General features: G+C 35.0%; 16 protein-coding genes, 2 tRNA genes and 1 pseudogene. 11 read left to right on the plus strand and 8 right to left on the minus strand.

What is annotated here, in order from left to right:
- Nucleotides 1-25 precede the first annotated feature (25 nt).
- The 3 genes from ACIEHO_RS08735 to ACIEHO_RS08745 all read right to left on the minus strand — a co-directional run bounded on the left by ACIEHO_RS08735 (nucleotide 26) and on the right by ACIEHO_RS08745 (nucleotide 2641).
- Nucleotides 26-880: a universal stress protein gene (locus ACIEHO_RS08735; RefSeq protein WP_406970740.1), complete on the minus strand. Its 855-nt coding sequence runs from the start codon at nucleotides 878-880 to the stop codon at nucleotides 26-28.
- A 74-nt stretch (nucleotides 881-954) separates the two neighbouring features.
- Entirely contained in the window at nucleotides 955-1785 is an 831-nt protein-coding gene (locus ACIEHO_RS08740) for a universal stress protein (protein ID WP_406970742.1), read from the minus strand.
- A gap of 4 nt (nucleotides 1786-1789) precedes the next feature.
- On the minus strand, nucleotides 1790-2641 hold the full coding sequence (locus ACIEHO_RS08745; RefSeq protein ID WP_406970744.1) for a universal stress protein: 852 nt from the start codon (nucleotides 2639-2641) through the stop codon (nucleotides 1790-1792).
- Between the two features lie 301 nt (nucleotides 2642-2942).
- Between ACIEHO_RS08745 and ACIEHO_RS08750 the strand changes: the two genes are divergently transcribed.
- The 9 genes and pseudogenes from ACIEHO_RS08750 to ACIEHO_RS08790 all read left to right on the plus strand — a co-directional run bounded on the left by ACIEHO_RS08750 (nucleotide 2943) and on the right by ACIEHO_RS08790 (nucleotide 9940).
- Entirely contained in the window at nucleotides 2943-3341 is a 399-nt protein-coding gene (locus ACIEHO_RS08750; RefSeq protein ID WP_406970746.1) for a hypothetical protein, read from the plus strand.
- A 173-nt stretch (nucleotides 3342-3514) separates the two neighbouring features.
- Complete coding sequence (locus ACIEHO_RS08755; RefSeq protein ID WP_406970748.1) at nucleotides 3515-4597, plus strand: efflux RND transporter periplasmic adaptor subunit; 1083 nt, start codon at nucleotides 3515-3517, stop codon at nucleotides 4595-4597.
- Nucleotides 4594-5856: an ABC transporter permease gene (locus ACIEHO_RS08760; protein WP_406970750.1), complete on the plus strand. Its 1263-nt coding sequence runs from the start codon at nucleotides 4594-4596 to the stop codon at nucleotides 5854-5856. The genes ACIEHO_RS08755 and ACIEHO_RS08760 overlap by 4 nt, the downstream gene beginning before the upstream one ends.
- 1 nt (nucleotide 5857) lies before the next feature.
- A pseudogene (locus ACIEHO_RS08765) lies at nucleotides 5858-6531 on the plus strand (ABC transporter ATP-binding protein).
- 73 nt (nucleotides 6532-6604) lie between these two features.
- Complete coding sequence (locus ACIEHO_RS08770; RefSeq protein WP_406970752.1) at nucleotides 6605-7495, plus strand: DnaJ C-terminal domain-containing protein; 891 nt, start codon at nucleotides 6605-6607, stop codon at nucleotides 7493-7495.
- Complete coding sequence (locus tag ACIEHO_RS08775) at nucleotides 7492-7791, plus strand: chaperone modulator CbpM (RefSeq protein ID WP_406970754.1); 300 nt, start codon at nucleotides 7492-7494, stop codon at nucleotides 7789-7791. The genes ACIEHO_RS08770 and ACIEHO_RS08775 overlap by 4 nt, the downstream gene beginning before the upstream one ends.
- 5 nt (nucleotides 7792-7796) lie before the next feature.
- A complete protein-coding gene (locus ACIEHO_RS08780) occupies nucleotides 7797-8702 on the plus strand; it encodes a mechanosensitive ion channel family protein (RefSeq protein ID WP_406970756.1) in 906 nt (301 codons plus the stop codon).
- A 5-nt stretch (nucleotides 8703-8707) separates the two neighbouring features.
- On the plus strand, nucleotides 8708-9304 hold the full coding sequence (locus tag ACIEHO_RS08785) for a CDP-alcohol phosphatidyltransferase family protein (RefSeq protein ID WP_406970758.1): 597 nt from the start codon (nucleotides 8708-8710) through the stop codon (nucleotides 9302-9304).
- Nucleotides 9305-9487: 183 nt separating this feature from the next.
- Complete coding sequence (locus ACIEHO_RS08790) at nucleotides 9488-9940, plus strand: pyridoxamine 5'-phosphate oxidase family protein (protein WP_406970760.1); 453 nt, start codon at nucleotides 9488-9490, stop codon at nucleotides 9938-9940.
- A 75-nt stretch (nucleotides 9941-10015) separates the two neighbouring features.
- Here ACIEHO_RS08790 and ACIEHO_RS08795 read toward each other — a convergent pair.
- The 3 genes from ACIEHO_RS08795 to ACIEHO_RS08805 all read right to left on the minus strand — a co-directional run bounded on the left by ACIEHO_RS08795 (nucleotide 10016) and on the right by ACIEHO_RS08805 (nucleotide 12439).
- Nucleotides 10016-10090, minus strand: a tRNA-Pro gene (locus ACIEHO_RS08795).
- A gap of 121 nt (nucleotides 10091-10211) precedes the next feature.
- Nucleotides 10212-10295, minus strand: a tRNA-Ser gene (locus ACIEHO_RS08800).
- Nucleotides 10296-10390: 95 nt separating this feature from the next.
- Nucleotides 10391-12439 (minus strand): HD family phosphohydrolase, encoded by a 2049-nt coding sequence (locus ACIEHO_RS08805; RefSeq protein ID WP_406970762.1) that lies wholly within the window; start codon nucleotides 12437-12439, stop codon nucleotides 10391-10393.
- A 119-nt stretch (nucleotides 12440-12558) separates the two neighbouring features.
- Here ACIEHO_RS08805 and ACIEHO_RS08810 point away from each other — a divergent pair, with 119 nt between their 5' ends.
- Nucleotides 12559-13737 (plus strand): acetyl-CoA C-acyltransferase, encoded by a 1179-nt coding sequence (locus tag ACIEHO_RS08810; RefSeq protein WP_406970764.1) that lies wholly within the window; start codon nucleotides 12559-12561, stop codon nucleotides 13735-13737.
- A gap of 9 nt (nucleotides 13738-13746) precedes the next feature.
- On the plus strand, nucleotides 13747-14496 hold the full coding sequence (locus ACIEHO_RS08815; protein ID WP_406970766.1) for a C40 family peptidase: 750 nt from the start codon (nucleotides 13747-13749) through the stop codon (nucleotides 14494-14496).
- Nucleotides 14497-14590: 94 nt separating this feature from the next.
- Here the strand turns inward: ACIEHO_RS08815 and ACIEHO_RS08820 are convergent, their stop codons facing one another.
- Both ACIEHO_RS08820 and recQ read right to left on the minus strand, forming a co-directional pair.
- Nucleotides 14591-15523, minus strand: coding sequence for a peptidylprolyl isomerase (locus ACIEHO_RS08820; RefSeq protein WP_406970768.1), 933 nt, complete (start codon nucleotides 15521-15523; stop codon nucleotides 14591-14593).
- Between the two features lie 80 nt (nucleotides 15524-15603).
- Nucleotides 15604-17808: a DNA helicase RecQ gene (recQ, locus tag ACIEHO_RS08825; protein WP_406970770.1), complete on the minus strand. Its 2205-nt coding sequence runs from the start codon at nucleotides 17806-17808 to the stop codon at nucleotides 15604-15606.
- Nucleotides 17809-17892: the final 84 nt, after the last annotated feature.

Raw genomic sequence — 17892 nt, forward strand, 5'->3', positions numbered from 1 at the left:
AAAAATAAGTCTGAAATTGAAAAAATCAATTTCTTAGGTCATGCATTACCAGCAAGGGCACTTTAGAGTCTCCCCCCATTTTCTTTGCCAAAGGATTTGTTAATATACTTTCAAAAAAGCTGTGCTTTTTATTTATAAAAGCGACCATATCGCTATCTCTGCTTTCTACAAAACAGTTTATAGCTGTTGGTATTTCTGTGTTACTAATTGTATGGAAGGTATGAGGAACACGATTAAAATATTCTTTTAAAAGCGCTTTATTACTAAGTTGCTGATCACTCAATTTATTTTCTTCTGAAATGTGCAGCACCCTAATGGCAGCATTACAATGATTAGTCAAATCAATTAAATAGTCAAGCTCTTTTCTTTTTAAATGGGTTTTATAACTTGTTGGGAATACAATTTCTTTTGGCAAGTTATGCTTTGCCAACTCTGGCACGACTATTACTGGACAATTCCTAACTTTTTCCATAACCATAATGGCCACACCACCAAATATTCTTGATTTTGATGCGGTTTTACCCTTGGTTCCCATAACAATCAAATCGATGTCTTTTTCTTCTACCACATTTTTAATAGCATCAACAGCGTGCGCATTAACTGAAACCGTTTCAAAATGATGTTTTGGGTTACCATAGTCTCTAAAAGCCAACATGTCTAATACCCTGGCCAAGCCGTTTTCCGACTCCAATTTGGCTGTTTCATACAATTCGCTTCCTGGTTCGGTACTAATTAAACCCTTTATAGCATGGCCAACCACCGAAAATGAATTTAAAACATAAAAGTCGCAATGCTCCTTTACGAATAATTTTAAAGCATAACCTATAGCTTGCCATGCATTTTTGGAAAAGTCGGTCGGCAATAATACTTTACGCTTCATGATATTTAGTTTTTCATGATTATTCAACTATAAACCAACTTATTGAAACAGTAAAATCTATATTAGTTTAGAGTTCATTCGGGAATGACCAAAAATGGAATTTTGGTTTGAAACCCTATTTTCTTAATTACTGGTTCATTTAGTATATTTTCAATAAAACTGTGCTTGTAGTTTACCATAACTAAAATATTAACATTCAATTCTTCAACAAAATCATGTATCTCCACTGCCTTTTTTGCGTAATTAGGCATCCAATGTAAACTGTACTGATAATCGCTTAAAGCATTTTGTAACGCCTTTAAATTATGGTTTTGAACCTCATTGAGCTCGTCATTATCGTGAATGTGCACCACCCTTATTTTAGAATTGTACAAATCTGCCAATTCTTTTATTGGTCCTAATTCTATCTCATTATAAAAGCGGTTGTAATCTGTTGGAAAGGCTATTTGCGAAGGTACTATGAAATCATAATCTTCTGGCACAATCAAAACAGGACATATTTTTAGTGTTTTTGCAATGTGAACCGTATTGGTACCAAAAAAATATTCTTTTGCTCCAGTCGCTCCTTTGGTTCCCATAACAACGAAATCGATAGATCTCTGTCTTACCACTTTTTTCACGGCTTCTTCTAGCTCATCGGTGCTCAATATTATTTGAAAATCGTGATTTGCATTGGCGTTGGATGTTTCAGCTAGGTTTTTTAGATCTGCCAACTCTTTAAAGGCTTCATCCTTCATAGTATTCAACAATTTATTTGAAAGATTGGAGAGCATGGAAACCCTAATGTAAGTGGAATTTAAAAAATAGAACGTACACACTTCATCCTCAAATAGTTTCAGGGCATAAACCGTAGCATTCCATGCGTTATCTGAAAAATCTGTTGGCAATAAAATATGACGTGACATGGTTTTAAGTTTTATAAGATTTAGTAGGAATGACCAAAAATGGAATATTTAAATGAAAGCCGATATGGCTAATCGTGGATTTGAAAAACAAATTCTCGAAAAACGAATGTTTATTATTAATCATAACCAACAAGTTCACCTTGGTCTTTAACTGAAAATTAGTTATGGCTTCAGGTACATCTTGGTTGCTTATACTGTGATACAAATGTGTGCTTTTGGAAAAGTATTTTTCTAATATTTCTTTGTTTTCCTTTTGTGTATCTGACAAATCATAACCATAGGATGCATTTAATATATTAATACGTGAATTGAAAAAGGATACTACATCAATTAGCGGTATTAAATGATGTTCTTTATATTCTATTTCATAATCTGTTGGAAACAAAACTTCGCTTGGCCTTTCAAAATAAAAACCATCTGGTATTGCTATTATAGGGCATTTCACATTATTAATTACATGGACGGTATTAGACCCCAATAATACCTCTGTAACTCCAGAAGCTCCTTTGGTACCCATGACCACATAATCTATGTTCTTTTCTTCAACAAGATTATTTATCTCCATTACTAAGGTATTGAATGCGGCTATACTCTCAACAGAATGTTTAGTGTTGTTAAAAGTTTTTTTTATCTTATTTTCAAAATCATTCAATTGTTTTAATACACTTTCGCGGATGGCATCTTCCAAACCAAACTGAGCCGGACTAACCAACAAGTATTCTACATGGTAAACCGCGGGTGTATAGGTATGTAACAAAAAGAATTTGCAATCTTCATTTTGAAAAAATTTTAATGCATATTCTATAGCATTCCATGAATTATCTGAAAAATCGGTGGGTAGCAGTATATTTTTCATTGTATTGTATTTTTAAACTCTTACCAATTTATAAAATCATTACTGTTTATAAAATGACATTAGTCACTTTTGGTGGCATGTTATCATAGTTTTTATCAATTTATTTATGCCATAATTGAGACTTTTTTAGATAAGCAAAAGCACAGTCAACTTATGGGCTTCTGCTGAAAAACCATACATAAAAGGATACAAATATCACCGCTACACAAAAACTTAAATAACCTGTTGCCTGTTGCCTGATTAATATCATAAACACATAGCCAGAAATTATGTAATTTTAATCAATAGAACTTTGGATAAAATGAAAACAAAAAAGAATACTCCAAAGGATTTTTACCAAAATCTAGGAAAGCTCTTTTATGCTATTGCGGCAGCTGATGGCAAAGTAGAGGAAGTAGAATTTAGAGAGTTAAAAAAGTTAGCAAAAAACCAATGGCAGCAAGTGGATTGTATTGACGAATCTGAAGAGGAATTTCACGAAACAGAACTAATTTTCGAGTATTTAAACACTAAAGATTATAACGCAGAAAAGTGTTTTAGTGATTTTGTTGAATTCAAGAATGAGAATCCTATTTTATTTACCCAAGACGTTAAAAAACTTATTTTAAAAACCGCGAGCGCCATTGCAAATTCTTTTTCAAGTTTAAACAAATCGGAATTGATTATGCTAGCAAAGCTCGATATTGAATTTAAAAAATGATATCGCAACCTTTATAAATCCAAACCTATGAGTATTCATATAGAAGCCAAAAAAAAAAAGAACAACCGCAGACGAAAGGGAGACCTCATTTAATATTATGATAAAAATTGCTTTGAATACACTTTAAATTTATTTTAACGGATGCAAAAACAGTACTCTACATAAACTATAATATGAAATTTTTCAGTTTTATAATACTAATTTTTATAGCGATGTCCTGCTCAGGTAAGCAGGATAAAATATTACCAGAGCAAAGAAGCTTAACAGAATCTGTTTATTCCTCAGTCATTATTCAACCAGATAGTTTATATCAAGTTTATGCCAATGTTGCAGGTATTTTAGATAACAATTTAGTTGAAGAAGGTGATGTGGTTTCAAAAGGAGAATCTCTTATCCAAATAATAAATAGCACACCCGAACTTAACGCTAAAAACGCAAAGCTTACTTTACAATTGGCCAAAGAAAATTATTATGGCAGCTCGGCCATTTTAAGCAGTATTCAAGAAGAAATTATTGCTGCAAAACTAAAATATACCAACGACTCCATAAACTATTTCAGACAAAGAAGTCTTTGGGAACAAGAAATCGGTTCCAAAGCTGTTTACGATACCAAAAAGCTTAATTACCAATTAGCATCGAACAGTTTAAAACTTTTACAAAGTAAATACGACCGAACAAAACATGAGCTCGAAACCGCGGTACAACAAGCGCAAATCAATTACGAAACGGCTTTAATTAGTTCTGAAGATTTTACAATAAAAAGTAAAATTGATGGTAAATTGTATGCATTGTATAAAGAACCGGGGGAAATAGTAACCACAATGGAACCACTTGCTGCTATAGGTAGTGTCAAAAATTTTGTGGTTGAAATGCTGGTTGATGAGGTTGATATTGTTAGAATTTCAAAAATGCAAAAAGTTATCATCCATTTAGATGCCTATAATGGAAAGGTTTTTACAGGGAAAGTTTCCAAGGTTTATCCCAAAAAAGATGAACGCAACCAAACATTTAAGGTTGAAGCTGTTTTTGAAAACCCTCCAGATATTTTATACCCTGGACTATCGGGAGAAGCCAATATCATCATTGACGAAAAAGATAAGGTCCTAACTATTCCCAAGACTTATTTGATTGACGACAACAAAGTAAAAACTGATGACGGGCTAATAACCGTTACAACCGGTTTACAAAACATGGAGCACATTGAAATACTATCGGGCATAACAAAAGATACGCCTATTTACAAACCTACGGAATGATTAATTGGAAGGTCATACTAAGCATTGCCAAAACCCATTTGCTCACTAAATTAAAGCAAACGTCAATAGCCGCTTTAGGCGTAACTTTTGGTATTGGGGCTTACATTACCTTAGTATGTTTCATGACTGGTTTAAATGCCATGCTTGATAATTTAATTCTTAACCAAACGCCCCATATTCATATTTATAACGAGATTGAACCTTCAGAAAAACAACCCGTTACTATGTACGATGGCGTTAAGGGAGGCTTCAATGTGGTACATTCCATAAAACCAAAATTAACTCAGAAAAAAATCCATAATGCTTTACCTATTATTAAATATTTGGAAGAAAACCCAGAGGTCCGGGGAGCGCTTCCACAAGTGAAAACACAAATTTTTTATATCGCTGGCTCCATCGAACTTGGTGGAAATCTAACAGGAATAAATCCCATTGATGAAGCCAGATTGTTTAACATGGATGATTATATCGTTGAAGGTTCTGCAGAAGATTTACACACTTCAGAAAACGGAATTTTATTGGGCATAGGTATAGCTAAAAAAATGTCGTTGAAAGTTGGTGACCGTGTTCAAGTGAGTCCAATTAACGGTGGTATTTTCCCTTTAAGAATTGTTGGACTCTATCAAAGTGGTATTGCCGATTTAGATGCTATTCAAAGCTTTACAAATATAAAAACGATACAACGTATTTTGGGTGAGGCAAACAACTATGTTACCAATTTAAATGTTAAGCTATTCGATATTGAAAAGGCCGTTCCTTTATCAAAAAAAATTGAACAGCAATTCAATTTAACGGCCATCGATATTAAAACTGCCAACGCCCAATTTGAAACAGGAACAACCATTAGAAACTTGATTACATATGCCGTTTCAATAACCTTGCTTATTGTGGCAGGGTTTGGTATATATAATATATTAAACATGCTCATTTATGAAAAAATGAACGATATTGCCATACTAAAAGCCACAGGTTTCTCTGGAAAAGATGTACAGTACATATTTATGAGCCAAGCCATGATTATTGGTTTTGTTGGCGGCACTTTAGGCTTAATTCTTGGATTTGGTTTAGTTAATATTATAGATAATATTCCGTTTAAAACTGAGGCCTTACCAACCGTTGAAACCTATCCCATAAATTTAAATCCCGTGTTTTTTATCATAGGTTTTTCTTTTGCCATGTTATCAACATTTTTGGCGGGCTATCTTCCAGCAAAAAAAGCAAAACGAATAGATCCAGTAAAAATAATAAGAGGCCAATAGTATGAGTACGGTTTTAGAAGCAAGACATATTAACAAATACTTTAAAAAGCCTGTTCTTTTTCATGTTTTAAAGGATATTAATTTCAAAATTGAAAAAGGTGAATTTGCCTCAATTATGGGTAAATCGGGCTGCGGAAAGTCCACATTGCTCTATATTCTTTCAACCATGGATACCGATTACGAAGGCGAGCTTTTTTTAAATAACAAATTGGTTTCAGGCCAAAACAAAAACCATCTTTCACATATCAGGAATAAACATATCGGATTTGTTTTTCAGTTTCATTATTTATTATCTGAATTTTCAGTTTTGGAAAATGTGATGCTACCTGCTAAAAAACTAGCTAAAAAATCAACTGAAGAAATTGAACATAACGCCTACGAAAAACTTAAAATGTTGGATATTGAGCATTTGGCAAAAAAACGAGCATCGAGAGTTTCTGGTGGCGAAAAACAGCGCATAGCCATTGCACGGGCATTAATAAACAATCCCTCTATTATAATGGGCGATGAACCCACAGGTAATTTGGATAGTTATAATTCTCAAAATGTCTTTAATATATTCAAAAGGCTTTGCAAGGAACAAGGCTTATCACTATTAATTGTTACCCACGATAAAGATTTTGCAAAAAAACAGATCGTATCATAAACATGGCAGACGGTGAAATCATGTTATAACATTTCCTTGATGATTAATATCATTTTTTTTATCTTAGAAGGATAGTATCTTTCAGATTAAATTTTTACGAAAATGGCCTTCTTAGACTACTATAAAATTTTAGGGATTGCAAAAAGTGCATCAGAGAGTGATATCAAAAAGGCATATAGAAAATTGGCTCGAAAATATCACCCTGATCTCAACCCCAATGACACTGTTGCCGAAAAAAAATTCAAGGAAATTAACGAAGCCCACGAAGTATTAAGCAACCCGGAAAATCGTAAAAAATACGACCAATATGGCGAGCATTGGCAACATGCTGAAGAATATGAAAAAGCAAAACAACAGCAATCACAACACCAAGGAAGCTACCAAAGCAGCTCTGGCAGATATTCGGCAGAAGATTTCTCTGATTTCTTTCAAAACATGTTTGGTGGTGCATCTCGAGGAACTGGCGGTAGACAGGTTAAATTTAGAGGCCAAGATTTTAATGCCGAACTTCAACTTGACTTAAAAGATGTTTATACAACCCACAAACGTACATTAACCGTTAACGGCAAAAATATTAGAATTACTATTCCTGCCGGAGTTGAAAACGGACAAATCATAAAAATAAAAGGTCACGGAGGAAAAGGTATAAACGGTGGCCCAAATGGCGATTTATTTATTCAGTTTTCAATAGTCAATCATTCAAAATTCAAAAGAGATAAAGCCAATCTTTACGTAACCGTGAATCTAGATATATACAAAGCCTTATTGGGCGGTGAGTTAATGGTTGATACGTTTGACGGAAAAGTAAAACTTAACATAAAACCTGAAACCCAAAATGGCTCTAAAGTAAAACTAAAGGGCAAAGGGTTTCCTGTTTACAAAAAAGAAGGACTATTTGGAGACCTGTATATTACCTACAACCTAAATATACCCACCAAGTTATCAAGTAAAGAGAAAGAATTAATTAAGCAGCTGCAAAAACTACGGTCATGATGGAAACACAAAATTTAATTCCGGTAAAACTGATTTGCAAACATTATAAAATCCCTGTATCCTTTATAAATACTTTACAGGAATTTCAGCTCATAGAATTAACTATTGAAAAAGATGACTTTTTTATCCACAAAACTCAAATAAAGGAGGTTGAAAAAATAGCACGTTTACATTATGACCTTGATATAAATATAGAAGGCATCGATGCTATTTACAATTTACTAAAGCAAGTGGACGACTTAAAACAAGAAATAAGGAGTCTACACAACAGATTAAGACTATACGAAGACTTATAAATAAAATGGAACAACTGAACAATTGGATTATTGAGAACCCCACCTTATACAGTATTTTCAAATTCATACTACTGGTTGGCTTTGTAATGCTTATAATTCAATTTGTTAGGCGATTTTTAAGAAAGCAAGTTGCAGATACATCAATACGGTATAAATCACAGAAAGGGATTGAAATTATTGGATACATTATATTAGTCCTCCTATCGCTTTCATATTTTACGGGTAACATAAAAGATTTTACGCTTGCCATAGGCCTTTTAAGTGCAGGTATTGCATTAACGCTTCAAGAACTTATTTTAAGCGTTGCTGGGTCGCTATACATCTTTATCGTCAAATTGTACAAACCTGGTGATAGAATCGAAATTAACAACATTAAAGGCGATGTTATTGATGTAGACGGCGTTTATACCACTATGATGGAAATTGGAGAATGGGTGAGCAGTGACAACTATAGTGGCCGTATTGTAAAACTAAGCAACGCTTTTGTGTTTAAAGGCCCCATTTACAACTACTCTCAAGATTTTCCATTTATATGGGATGAATTTAACCTTCCCATTAGATATGGTTCTGATGTAGAATTAGCAAAAGCAATTATCATTAAAACTGCCGAAGAAATCCTTTCTGAATTCTCCACCAATTCTGAAGCACAATGGCAATCTGTTGTCAAGAAATATTACATTGAAGATGCCATAGTTGACCCTACATTAGCTATTTCCATAACAGATAATTGGATTCAGTTCAACCTAAGATATATTGTCGATTATAAAAAGCGGCGTTTTACCAAACATGCGTTAAATGATAAAATAAACACAGAAATTGAAAAAACAAACGGTAAAGTAGTTTTAGCATCTTCTACTTTAGAAGTAATAAAACTACCGGAAGTAAAAATAGACCTCAAAACAAAACAATAATTAATATGCTCACCTTTAAAAACTTTAATGTAGCTGATTGGTTTTCGTTTTACAGAATTATAGCAGCGCCAGTATTGGCAGTTTTTATCTTGCTAGACTGGCGTTTGATTTTTGCATTTTTCCTCTCCATCAGTTACGCAACAGATGCTATTGACGGATTCTTAGCTAGAAAATTAAACATTACAAGCCCCAGAGGTTCTCAACTTGATTCTTTCGGTGACCAAATTACCCTAATTATTGGTCTGGCCGGGTTATTTTATTTTGAAACCGAATTTATAAAAACCAATTCTACCCTTATAGGCATTGCGTTCATACCTTATATCGCACAAATGCTAATTGCCTATTTTAAATATGGGAAGGCAACCGCTTTTCATACCTACTTAGCTAAAGCATCAGCTGTAATACAAAGCGTATTTATTCTGTGGTCGCTATTCTTTACACCAGAATATGCACTTTTTTATATCATGATTGCTATGGGCATTTTAGAAACTATCGAAGAAATCTCCCTTATCTTTATGTACGATGAATGGGTTTCTGATGTCAAAAGTATTTTTTGGGCGAAAAAAGATAAAAGGCGAAAAAAATATGATAAAAAATTATAAACTGATTATTATCATTTATTAAAAACATAACTTTTGATAAATTCACTCAATAATCTAGGAGTTTTAATCATGATATTCTAAAAAGGAATAGCCGCTCCAATACACCTTTTTTTAATATGGAACCCCTCACTGAGCTGATTCCTTATCAGCCTCACCTTATACTAACTGAATAATATAGAAATCATGATAAAAAGTATAACAAAAGCGGAATGTTTAAAAATACTTGAAAACAATTGTATAGGGCACTTGGCATATATTTATAAAAACTCGCCTTTTGTTGTTCCTATTACTTATTTCTATGATAAAAAAAGTAACTCAATTATAGGTTACACGGGTGAAGGGCATAAAACTAAAGCATTAAAAAAAAATAAATTCGTCGCGCTCGAAATCGCTGAAATTAAATCCATTGACCATTGGAGAACAGTTTTGGTACACGGTACTTATGAAGAACTTAAAGGGCCGGATGCCAAATTTGAGTTGCACGAATTTTCACTAGCTGTTAAAAACCTCATTTCAGAAAAAGAACAAAAAGAATATCAATTTATTCCTCAATTCTCAGATAAAACACATCCAGAATCACAACCGATTGTTTACCGCATAAACATTATGGAAGTTACAGGGAAATCTAAAGGTTAATCTTTATACGATTCGCTTAAAAACAAAAACACTGTTAATCAAAAGACTAACAGTGATTTTTATTATTTGAATTTGTCGGGGTGGCAGGATTCGAACCTGCGACCTCCGCGTCCCAAACGCGGCGCGATAACCGGGCTACGCTACACCCCGAGTAAGATTGAAATTGAATTTTTATAATTTAAAAAACAAATTTCAAAATTTATTGTACCTATCAGAGCGTAGTTTATGCCGCACATAATGCGGTACTACTCCCCGAAAGAAATAAAATTTGCGGAGAGACCGGGATTCGAACCCGGGCAACACTTACGCGTTGACAGATTAGCAATCTGCTCCATTACCACTCTGGCACCTCTCCTAAATTTTAATAAGAACCTATGCAATAAAATTGCGGTTGCAAATGTAATTCATACCTAAGAAGCACACAACTATTTTTCAACTTTTTTATAAATTTTATTCGGGATATTCAATTCTTAAATGGTAAATATTTGCAAGCTTGTGTTTTAGTACTTTTTTTATGGACTCAATTTCTTTAAACGTAATGTTGGCATTTAAAAATTGGCCTTCCTCAATCTGTTTATTTATAATATTTTCAACAAAAGCTTCAATTTTAGTCGAGGTGGGTTCTTTCAAACTTTTTGATGCAGCCTCAATACTATCGCACATCATTAAAATAGCGGTTTCTTTACTAAATGGCTTAGGACCAGGGTAACTAAAATCCTTTCGGTCCGCTACCTCAAAATCCTCTTTTTCCTTCATATAAAAATAATACACCAAACTGGTACCATGGTGGGTTCTTATAAAATCAATCACCCTATCTGGTAGATTGTTTTTTCTGGCGATTTCAATACCATTTAAAACATGATCTGTGATTATTCGAGCACTTTCTTTAGCCGAAAGCTCATCATGTGGATTGATTCCGGTAGATTGGTTTTCTGTGAAATAGGTTGGATTTTTCATTTTACCAATATCGTGGTACAATGCTCCTACTCTCACCAACATGGCATTGGCCCCTATTTCATTAGCCGATGCTTCAGCTAAATTTGCAACATTAAGGGAGTGGTGAAACGTACCAGGAGCTAGATTAGAAAGCTCTTTTAAAAGCTTTGTATTAGTATCTGACAACTCTAAAAGCGATACATCTGAAACCAAACCAAAAAGTTTTTCATACGCATAAATTAATGGCTGAACGAATAAAGTGGCCAAGCCGCCCAAAATAAACCAAATAAAGGTTTCCCAACGTAAAGTTTCCACGCTACCTTCATGTATCACAAAAAAAGCAAAATATGCAATGATATAAATGAGCGTAATTTGACCAACGGAAATAAACAAATTAGCTCTTTTATACAATTCCGAAACGGTGAGAATAGTAACAATTCCAGCGATGGTTTGAAGAAATACGTATTCAAAACTATTGGGTACAATAAAACCTAAAAGCAATACGGTTAATACATGAGCAAAAAGCCCTAGCCGTGCATCAAAAAATGCTTTAAAAACCAACGGCAAAATACAAATGGGAACGATATAAATATACTTAGCATCATAGTTTACAACCAATGTTGTAATGAAAATAAGCAACGAAATATTAAAGAAAATAAAGGTGACTTTAGTATTATCTTCAAAAACTTTAGGCCTGTATTTTCGTAAAAACAACAGGAGCATGAGCAACGCCAGAGCAACAAGTAAGGTATAGGCAAACAGAATCCAATTGTAATTGGATTGACTCCAAATCTGAGACTCGTATTCAGACTGTAGCGACTTCAGGATTTGATATTTGTTGCCTTCAACCACTTCCCCTTTTGATACAATTAAGGTTTCTTTCGCAATACTTCCTTTTGTATATGAAATTTTACTTAAGTCGTCCTGAAGAACATTATCAGTTATCGATTTGTTATACAATAAATTAGGTTCCACCAAATCAAAAAATAACGAAACAAAGGCTGTTTTGTAATTAGTAAGATTATTTTTTATTAAAACTTGTTCAATTACTTGGGTTACACCTTCTTGTTCAATTAAATTTGAATAAAACCCTTCTTTTATTTTTTCGCGACCATCAAGTATGGCGACTCTCTTATTTTCAGAAAAATCATGACTTTCATTTAGTATTCCGAAATCGTAGAGTTGAGAGATTATTGTTGTTCCTGCGTCATTCAGTTTATCCGAAATACTTCTGGGTAGGGAGTCTGAAATGTTCGATTTAAACTGAGCTTTATAATTTTCTCTTACCTGCTCTTCAACCGATGTATCCAAATCAAAATACAGAACGGCATTATCAACAATTTCCTTTTTTTCAGTAGAGATTTCCTCATCGGTCTTCTTTATAGCAAAATCAAATGGCGCCTGTAAGCTTTCAGACTGCCAAGGTTTTCCTTTTTCAAAACTGTACCTAAACTTTCCGCTTTTCGGAAATAAATACACAATCAAAATGGTTGTGCCTAAAAATAGTAGGGTCTTATAGATTAAGGAATGGTTTCTATATAGCTTATTTATAAAGTCTTTCATCTAGAAATCAAATGTAATAAATTTATAGAGGTTTAGGTTCTTTTATAATGGTGCAATCGTTCATATATCTGTCAAAAAATCGTTATTTTCGCAAGTACTAAAGTAAAGATTTTAAACTAATGGATAACGAAGTTGTTATTGTTTCTGCTGCAAGAACACCAATCGGTAGTTTTTTGGGTGCTTTGTCCACCATACCAGCCCCCAAATTAGGAGCCATCGCCATTAAAGGGGCATTGGCAAAAATCAACCTTAAGCCAGAACTTGTTGAAGAAGTTTTAATGGGCAACGTGGTTCAAGCAGGTACAGGACAAGCACCAGCAAGGCAAGCTGCTATTTTTGCCGGCATACCTGATAGTGTGCCTTGCACAACGGTAAACAAAGTTTGTGCCTCGGGCATGAAAGCCGTTATGCAGGCTGCGCAAGCAATTTCTTTGGGAGATGCCGATATTGTGGTAGCTGGTGGCATGGAGAATATGAGTTTAATTCCCCATTATTTACATGCGCGTACAGCAACGAAATTTGGCCCTGCTACTTTGATTGATGGTATGCAAAAAGATGGGCTGGTTGATGCCTACGACCAAAATGCCATGGGCGTTTGTGCCGATGCTTGTGCTACCAAATATGAGTTCTCAAGGGAAGAACAGGACGCTTATGCCATTCAATCTTACCAGCGCTCTGAGGCAGCTTGGAAGACTGGTAAGTTTAACAATGAAGTAGTTCCGGTACAAGTACCTCAGCGACGTGGCGAACCCACCATAGTGATTGAAGATGAAGAGTACAAGAATGTAAGAATGGACAAAATTGCGCAGTTACGCCCAGCTTTTTCAAAAGATGGAACCGTTACTGCCGCTAATGCTTCTACAATAAATGATGGTGCCGGAGCTATGGTTTTAATGAGTAAAACCAAAGCAGATGAATTAGGTTTGAAAGCTTTGGCCACAATAAAAAGCTATGCCGATGCAGCCCAAGAACCCGAATGGTTCACTACAGCTCCAGCAAAAGCATTACCTAAAGCTTTAAATAAGGCTGGAATAACCATAAAAGATGTTGATTATTTTGAGTTTAATGAAGCTTTTTCTGTGGTAGGATTAGCCAATATGAAAATTTTAGGGTTAAATGACGCTAATGTTAATGTAAATGGCGGCGCGGTTTCTTTAGGTCATCCACTTGGCTGTTCGGGTGTGAGGATTTTAATCACTTTACTGAACGTTTTAGAACAGAATAATGCAAAAATTGGTGCAGCGGCCATTTGTAATGGTGGCGGCGGTGCATCAGCAATAATTATTGAACGGAATTAATAGTATTTAATGCAATACGGAATTTGTAATTTAAGCATTGTTCCTCTAAGATGTGAACCTGCAGATACCAGCGAACTTGTTTCACAGGTGCTTTACGGTGAGTTTTTTAAGGTGCTGGAAAAACGTAAAAATTGGAGTAGAATACGCCTTTCTTTTGATAAATATGAAGGCTGGATAGATAACAAACAATATATTGAAATCAGCGAAGAGCATTATAAAAGTTTAAACAGTAAACCCAATAAACTTTCTACCGATTTAGTTGAATTCATTGAAGATACCGAACATCAAATTTTCCCTATCCCTATTGGTTCTAATTTAAAAGGACTATCGCTTTTAGGCCACACTTACGACGGGCAATTTTCTGAAAGCAGAAAGGATAAATCAAACATTGTGAAAACAGCATTTTTATATTTGGGAGCACCCTACTTATGGGGTGGAAAAACGCCTTTTGGTATAGATTGCTCTGGTTTCACGCAAATGGTTTATAAACTTAATGGCCATAAGCTTCTCCGTGATGCTTCACAACAGGCCACACAAGGCGAAGCGCTTAGTTTTATTGAAGAAAGTGAGCCCGGTGACTTAGCTTTTTTTGATAATCAAGAGGGAGTAATCACTCATGTAGGCATCATTATGAAAGACAACTACATTATTCATGCCCACGGAAAAGTGAGAATTGACCGATTGGACCATTCTGGTATTTATAATGCCGACCGAAGGATGCACACCCATAAACTTCGCGTCATCAAGAAAGTTATCTGAGCCATACTGCTAATCCTTGTTTACTAGCGTTAAATAAAAACAAAAAAGCACCTAAATAATTAGATGCTTTTTAAAGATTTATTTTTATTCGTAATTACTTTACTTTCATCAACTCTACATCGAACACTAAAGTTGCGTCAGGTGGAATAACACCTCCTGCACCTCGGCTTCCATAACCTAAATGACTTGGTATTACCAAACGTGCTTTATCACCTACTTTTAAAAGCTGAATACCTTCATCCCAGCCCGGAATAACTTGCCCTACTCCTATTGGGAATTCTATAGGCTCATTGCGTTTGTATGAAGAATCAAAAACTGTTCCATCAGAAAGTTGACCTTTGTAATGAACGGAAACGGTTTTGCCTTTTTCGGCTTTCACCCCATTTCCTTCCTGTAGAATTTGATAACGCAGTCCGCTATCTGTCTTTTTAAAACCTGCTGCAATTTTATCCAACTCGGCTTCGGCGGCTTTTTTCTCTTCAGCCAATCTTTCTTTTCTAGAACCTTCAAAAACTCGGAATGCCTCAACAGCGTTGAATCCTTCTGCGTCTTCTCCTACTCTAACAATCTCCAAAGATTCAATTTTATCACCCTGCTCAATGGCATCAACCACTTCTTGACCATGTGCAACCTTACCAAAAACGGTATGTTTATTGTCTAACCATGGGGTTTCAACGTGCGTTATAAAAAACTGGCTTCCGTTGGTTCCTGGTCCTGCATTGGCCATAGATAATACTCCTGGGCCATCATGCTTTAAATCTGAATGGAACTCATCATCAAATTGGTAACCTGGATTTCCGGCTCCAGACCCCTGTGGGCATCCACCTTGAACCATAAAATCTGGAATTACCCTGTGGAATTTAAGTCCGTCGTAATAAGGCGTTCCTTGAGGTTTTACCTTATTCTCTAAATTTCCTTCGGCCAAAGCCACAAAATTACCGACAGTTCCCGGTGTTTTTTTGTACTCTAAAGCAACTAGGATTTCTCCTTTTGTTGTATTGAATTTTGCGTATAATCCGTCTTGCATTGTTCTAATTTTTAAGAAAGTGCAAAGATAGGGAATGAAGCCCTAACACGGAAGTTTGCAAAAAGATTGTTTTAAAAAAATTAGTTGGCTACTTCGCTAATAAATTTGATACGGTACAAACGTAGTTCTTCGTCATCGTAGTCGCCATCAAACTCATCGATGGCCGTATCGATATCATCAGATTCAGACTCCATAAAATATTCATGGATTTCTTCTTGCTGATCTTCATCGAGAACTTCATCAATCCAGTAGTTTATATTAAGTTTGGTTCCAGAATAAACAATAGCTTCCATTTCTTTAATGAATTCATCCATGGACATACCTTTTGAAGATGCAATATCATCTAACGGAAGTTTTCTGTCTACATTTTGAATGATATAAAGCTTGTTTGAAGAATTAACTCCGGTAGATTTAACCACCAAATCATCAGGTCTGATAATATCGTTCTCTTCAACATAATTAGCAATTAATGCGACAAAATCTTTACCATATTTTTTGGCCTTTCCGTCACCAACACCATGCACATTACTAAGTTCTGATATGGTTGTTGGGTACTTTAAAGCCATATCTTCTAATGATGGGTCTTGAAAAATAACAAATGGCGGCACCCCAAGTTTTTTGGCGTTTTTCTTTCTCAAATCTTTCAGCATCTTCATTAATGCTTCGTCGGCAACAGCTCCACCACCTTTGGCAGCTGTTATAATACTGCCATCTTCCTGTTCACCTTCATAAACATGATCTTTGGCCATCATAAAGGACTTGGGGTTCTTAATAAAATCTTTACCCGCTTCAGACAGCTTTATAACACCATAAGTCTCTATGTCTTTTTTAAGATAACCTGCCACCAAGACTTGCCTTAAAAGAGCCATCCAATATTTATTGTCTTTTTCTTTACCCTGACCAAAAAATGGTTGATTGTTGGTTTTATGCGAATTAATCAGAGCGTTTTCTTTGCCTACCAAAACATTTACTAAATCTTTCGATTTATATTTTTGATTAGTTTTTTCAATGACTTCCAATAGTAATTTAACATCATCTTTGGCTTCAGTTTTCTTTTTAGGATGCCTAACGTTATCATCCATATCTCCACCTTCACCAGTTTGGTTATCAAATTCCTCTCCGAAATAATGTAAAATAAATTTTCTTCTGGAAATAGACGTTTCTGCAAAAGCGACCACTTCCTGAAGTAAAGCTTGGCCAATTTCTTGTTCAGCAACGGGTTTACCAGACATGAATTTTTCAAGTTTCTCGATGTCCTTATAGGCATAAAACGCCAAACAGTGCCCCTCGCCGCCGTCTCGACCTGCCCTACCTGTTTCTTGGTAATAACTTTCAATACTTTTTGGGATATCGTGATGGATTACAAACCTTACATCTGGCTTGTCAATACCCATACCAAAGGCTATGGTTGCCACCACCACATCAACATCTTCCATTAAAAATTGGTCTTGGTACAACGAACGCGATTTAGCGTCTAATCCGGCATGGTATGGCACGGCTTTTACCCCATTAACTTGTAAAACTTGTGCCAGTTCTTCAACACGTTTTCTGCTTAAACAATAAACAATGCCAGATTTGCCTTCGTTTTGTTTTACAAACCGAATGATATCTGCATCTACACTTTTTGTTTTTGGCCGCACCTCATAGTACAGGTTCGGTCTATTAAACGAAGCTTTAAAGGTTTTAGCCCCTGTAATAGCTAGGTTTTTAATAATATCTTCTTGCACCTTTGGCGTTGCCGTTGCAGTTAAACCAATTATAGGAATGTTATCACCTATCCGGCCAATAATATTACGCAGGTTTCGATATTCTGGTCTAAAATCATGTCCCCATTCACTAATACAATGAGCTTCATCTATGGCTAAAAATGAAATTTTTACCGTTCTTAAAAACTCAACATTCTCTTCTTTTGTTAACGATTCCGGTGCTACATATAACAACTTGGTTATACCATTAACAATATCTTCTTTTACCCTTTTTACCTCTGTTTTGTTAAGCGAAGAATTTAATACATGTGCTATACCATCTTCTTTTGAAACCCCTCTAATAGCGTCTACCTGATTTTTCATCAAGGCAATTAAAGGCGACACAACAATGGCAGTACCATCAGTCATTAAAGCAGGAAGTTGGTAGCAAAGAGATTTACCGCCACCTGTTGGCATAATAGCAAACGTATGATTTCCTGATAAGAGACTATCTATAACATCTTCTTGTAGTCCTTTAAACTTACTGAACCCAAAATATTTTTTTAGAGCATCATGCAAGTTAGTTTTTGTTATTGACATGAACTGAATTAAAATTTTTTACTATTAAAAATAACTATAAAAAACACGCAATTTAATTTAATATAGCATTTGAAGAACCCTCAT

Origin of the sequence: Flavisericum labens (assembly GCF_045446075.1) — a bacterium.
GTDB lineage: Bacteria > Bacteroidota > Bacteroidia > Flavobacteriales > Flavobacteriaceae > Flavisericum > Flavisericum labens.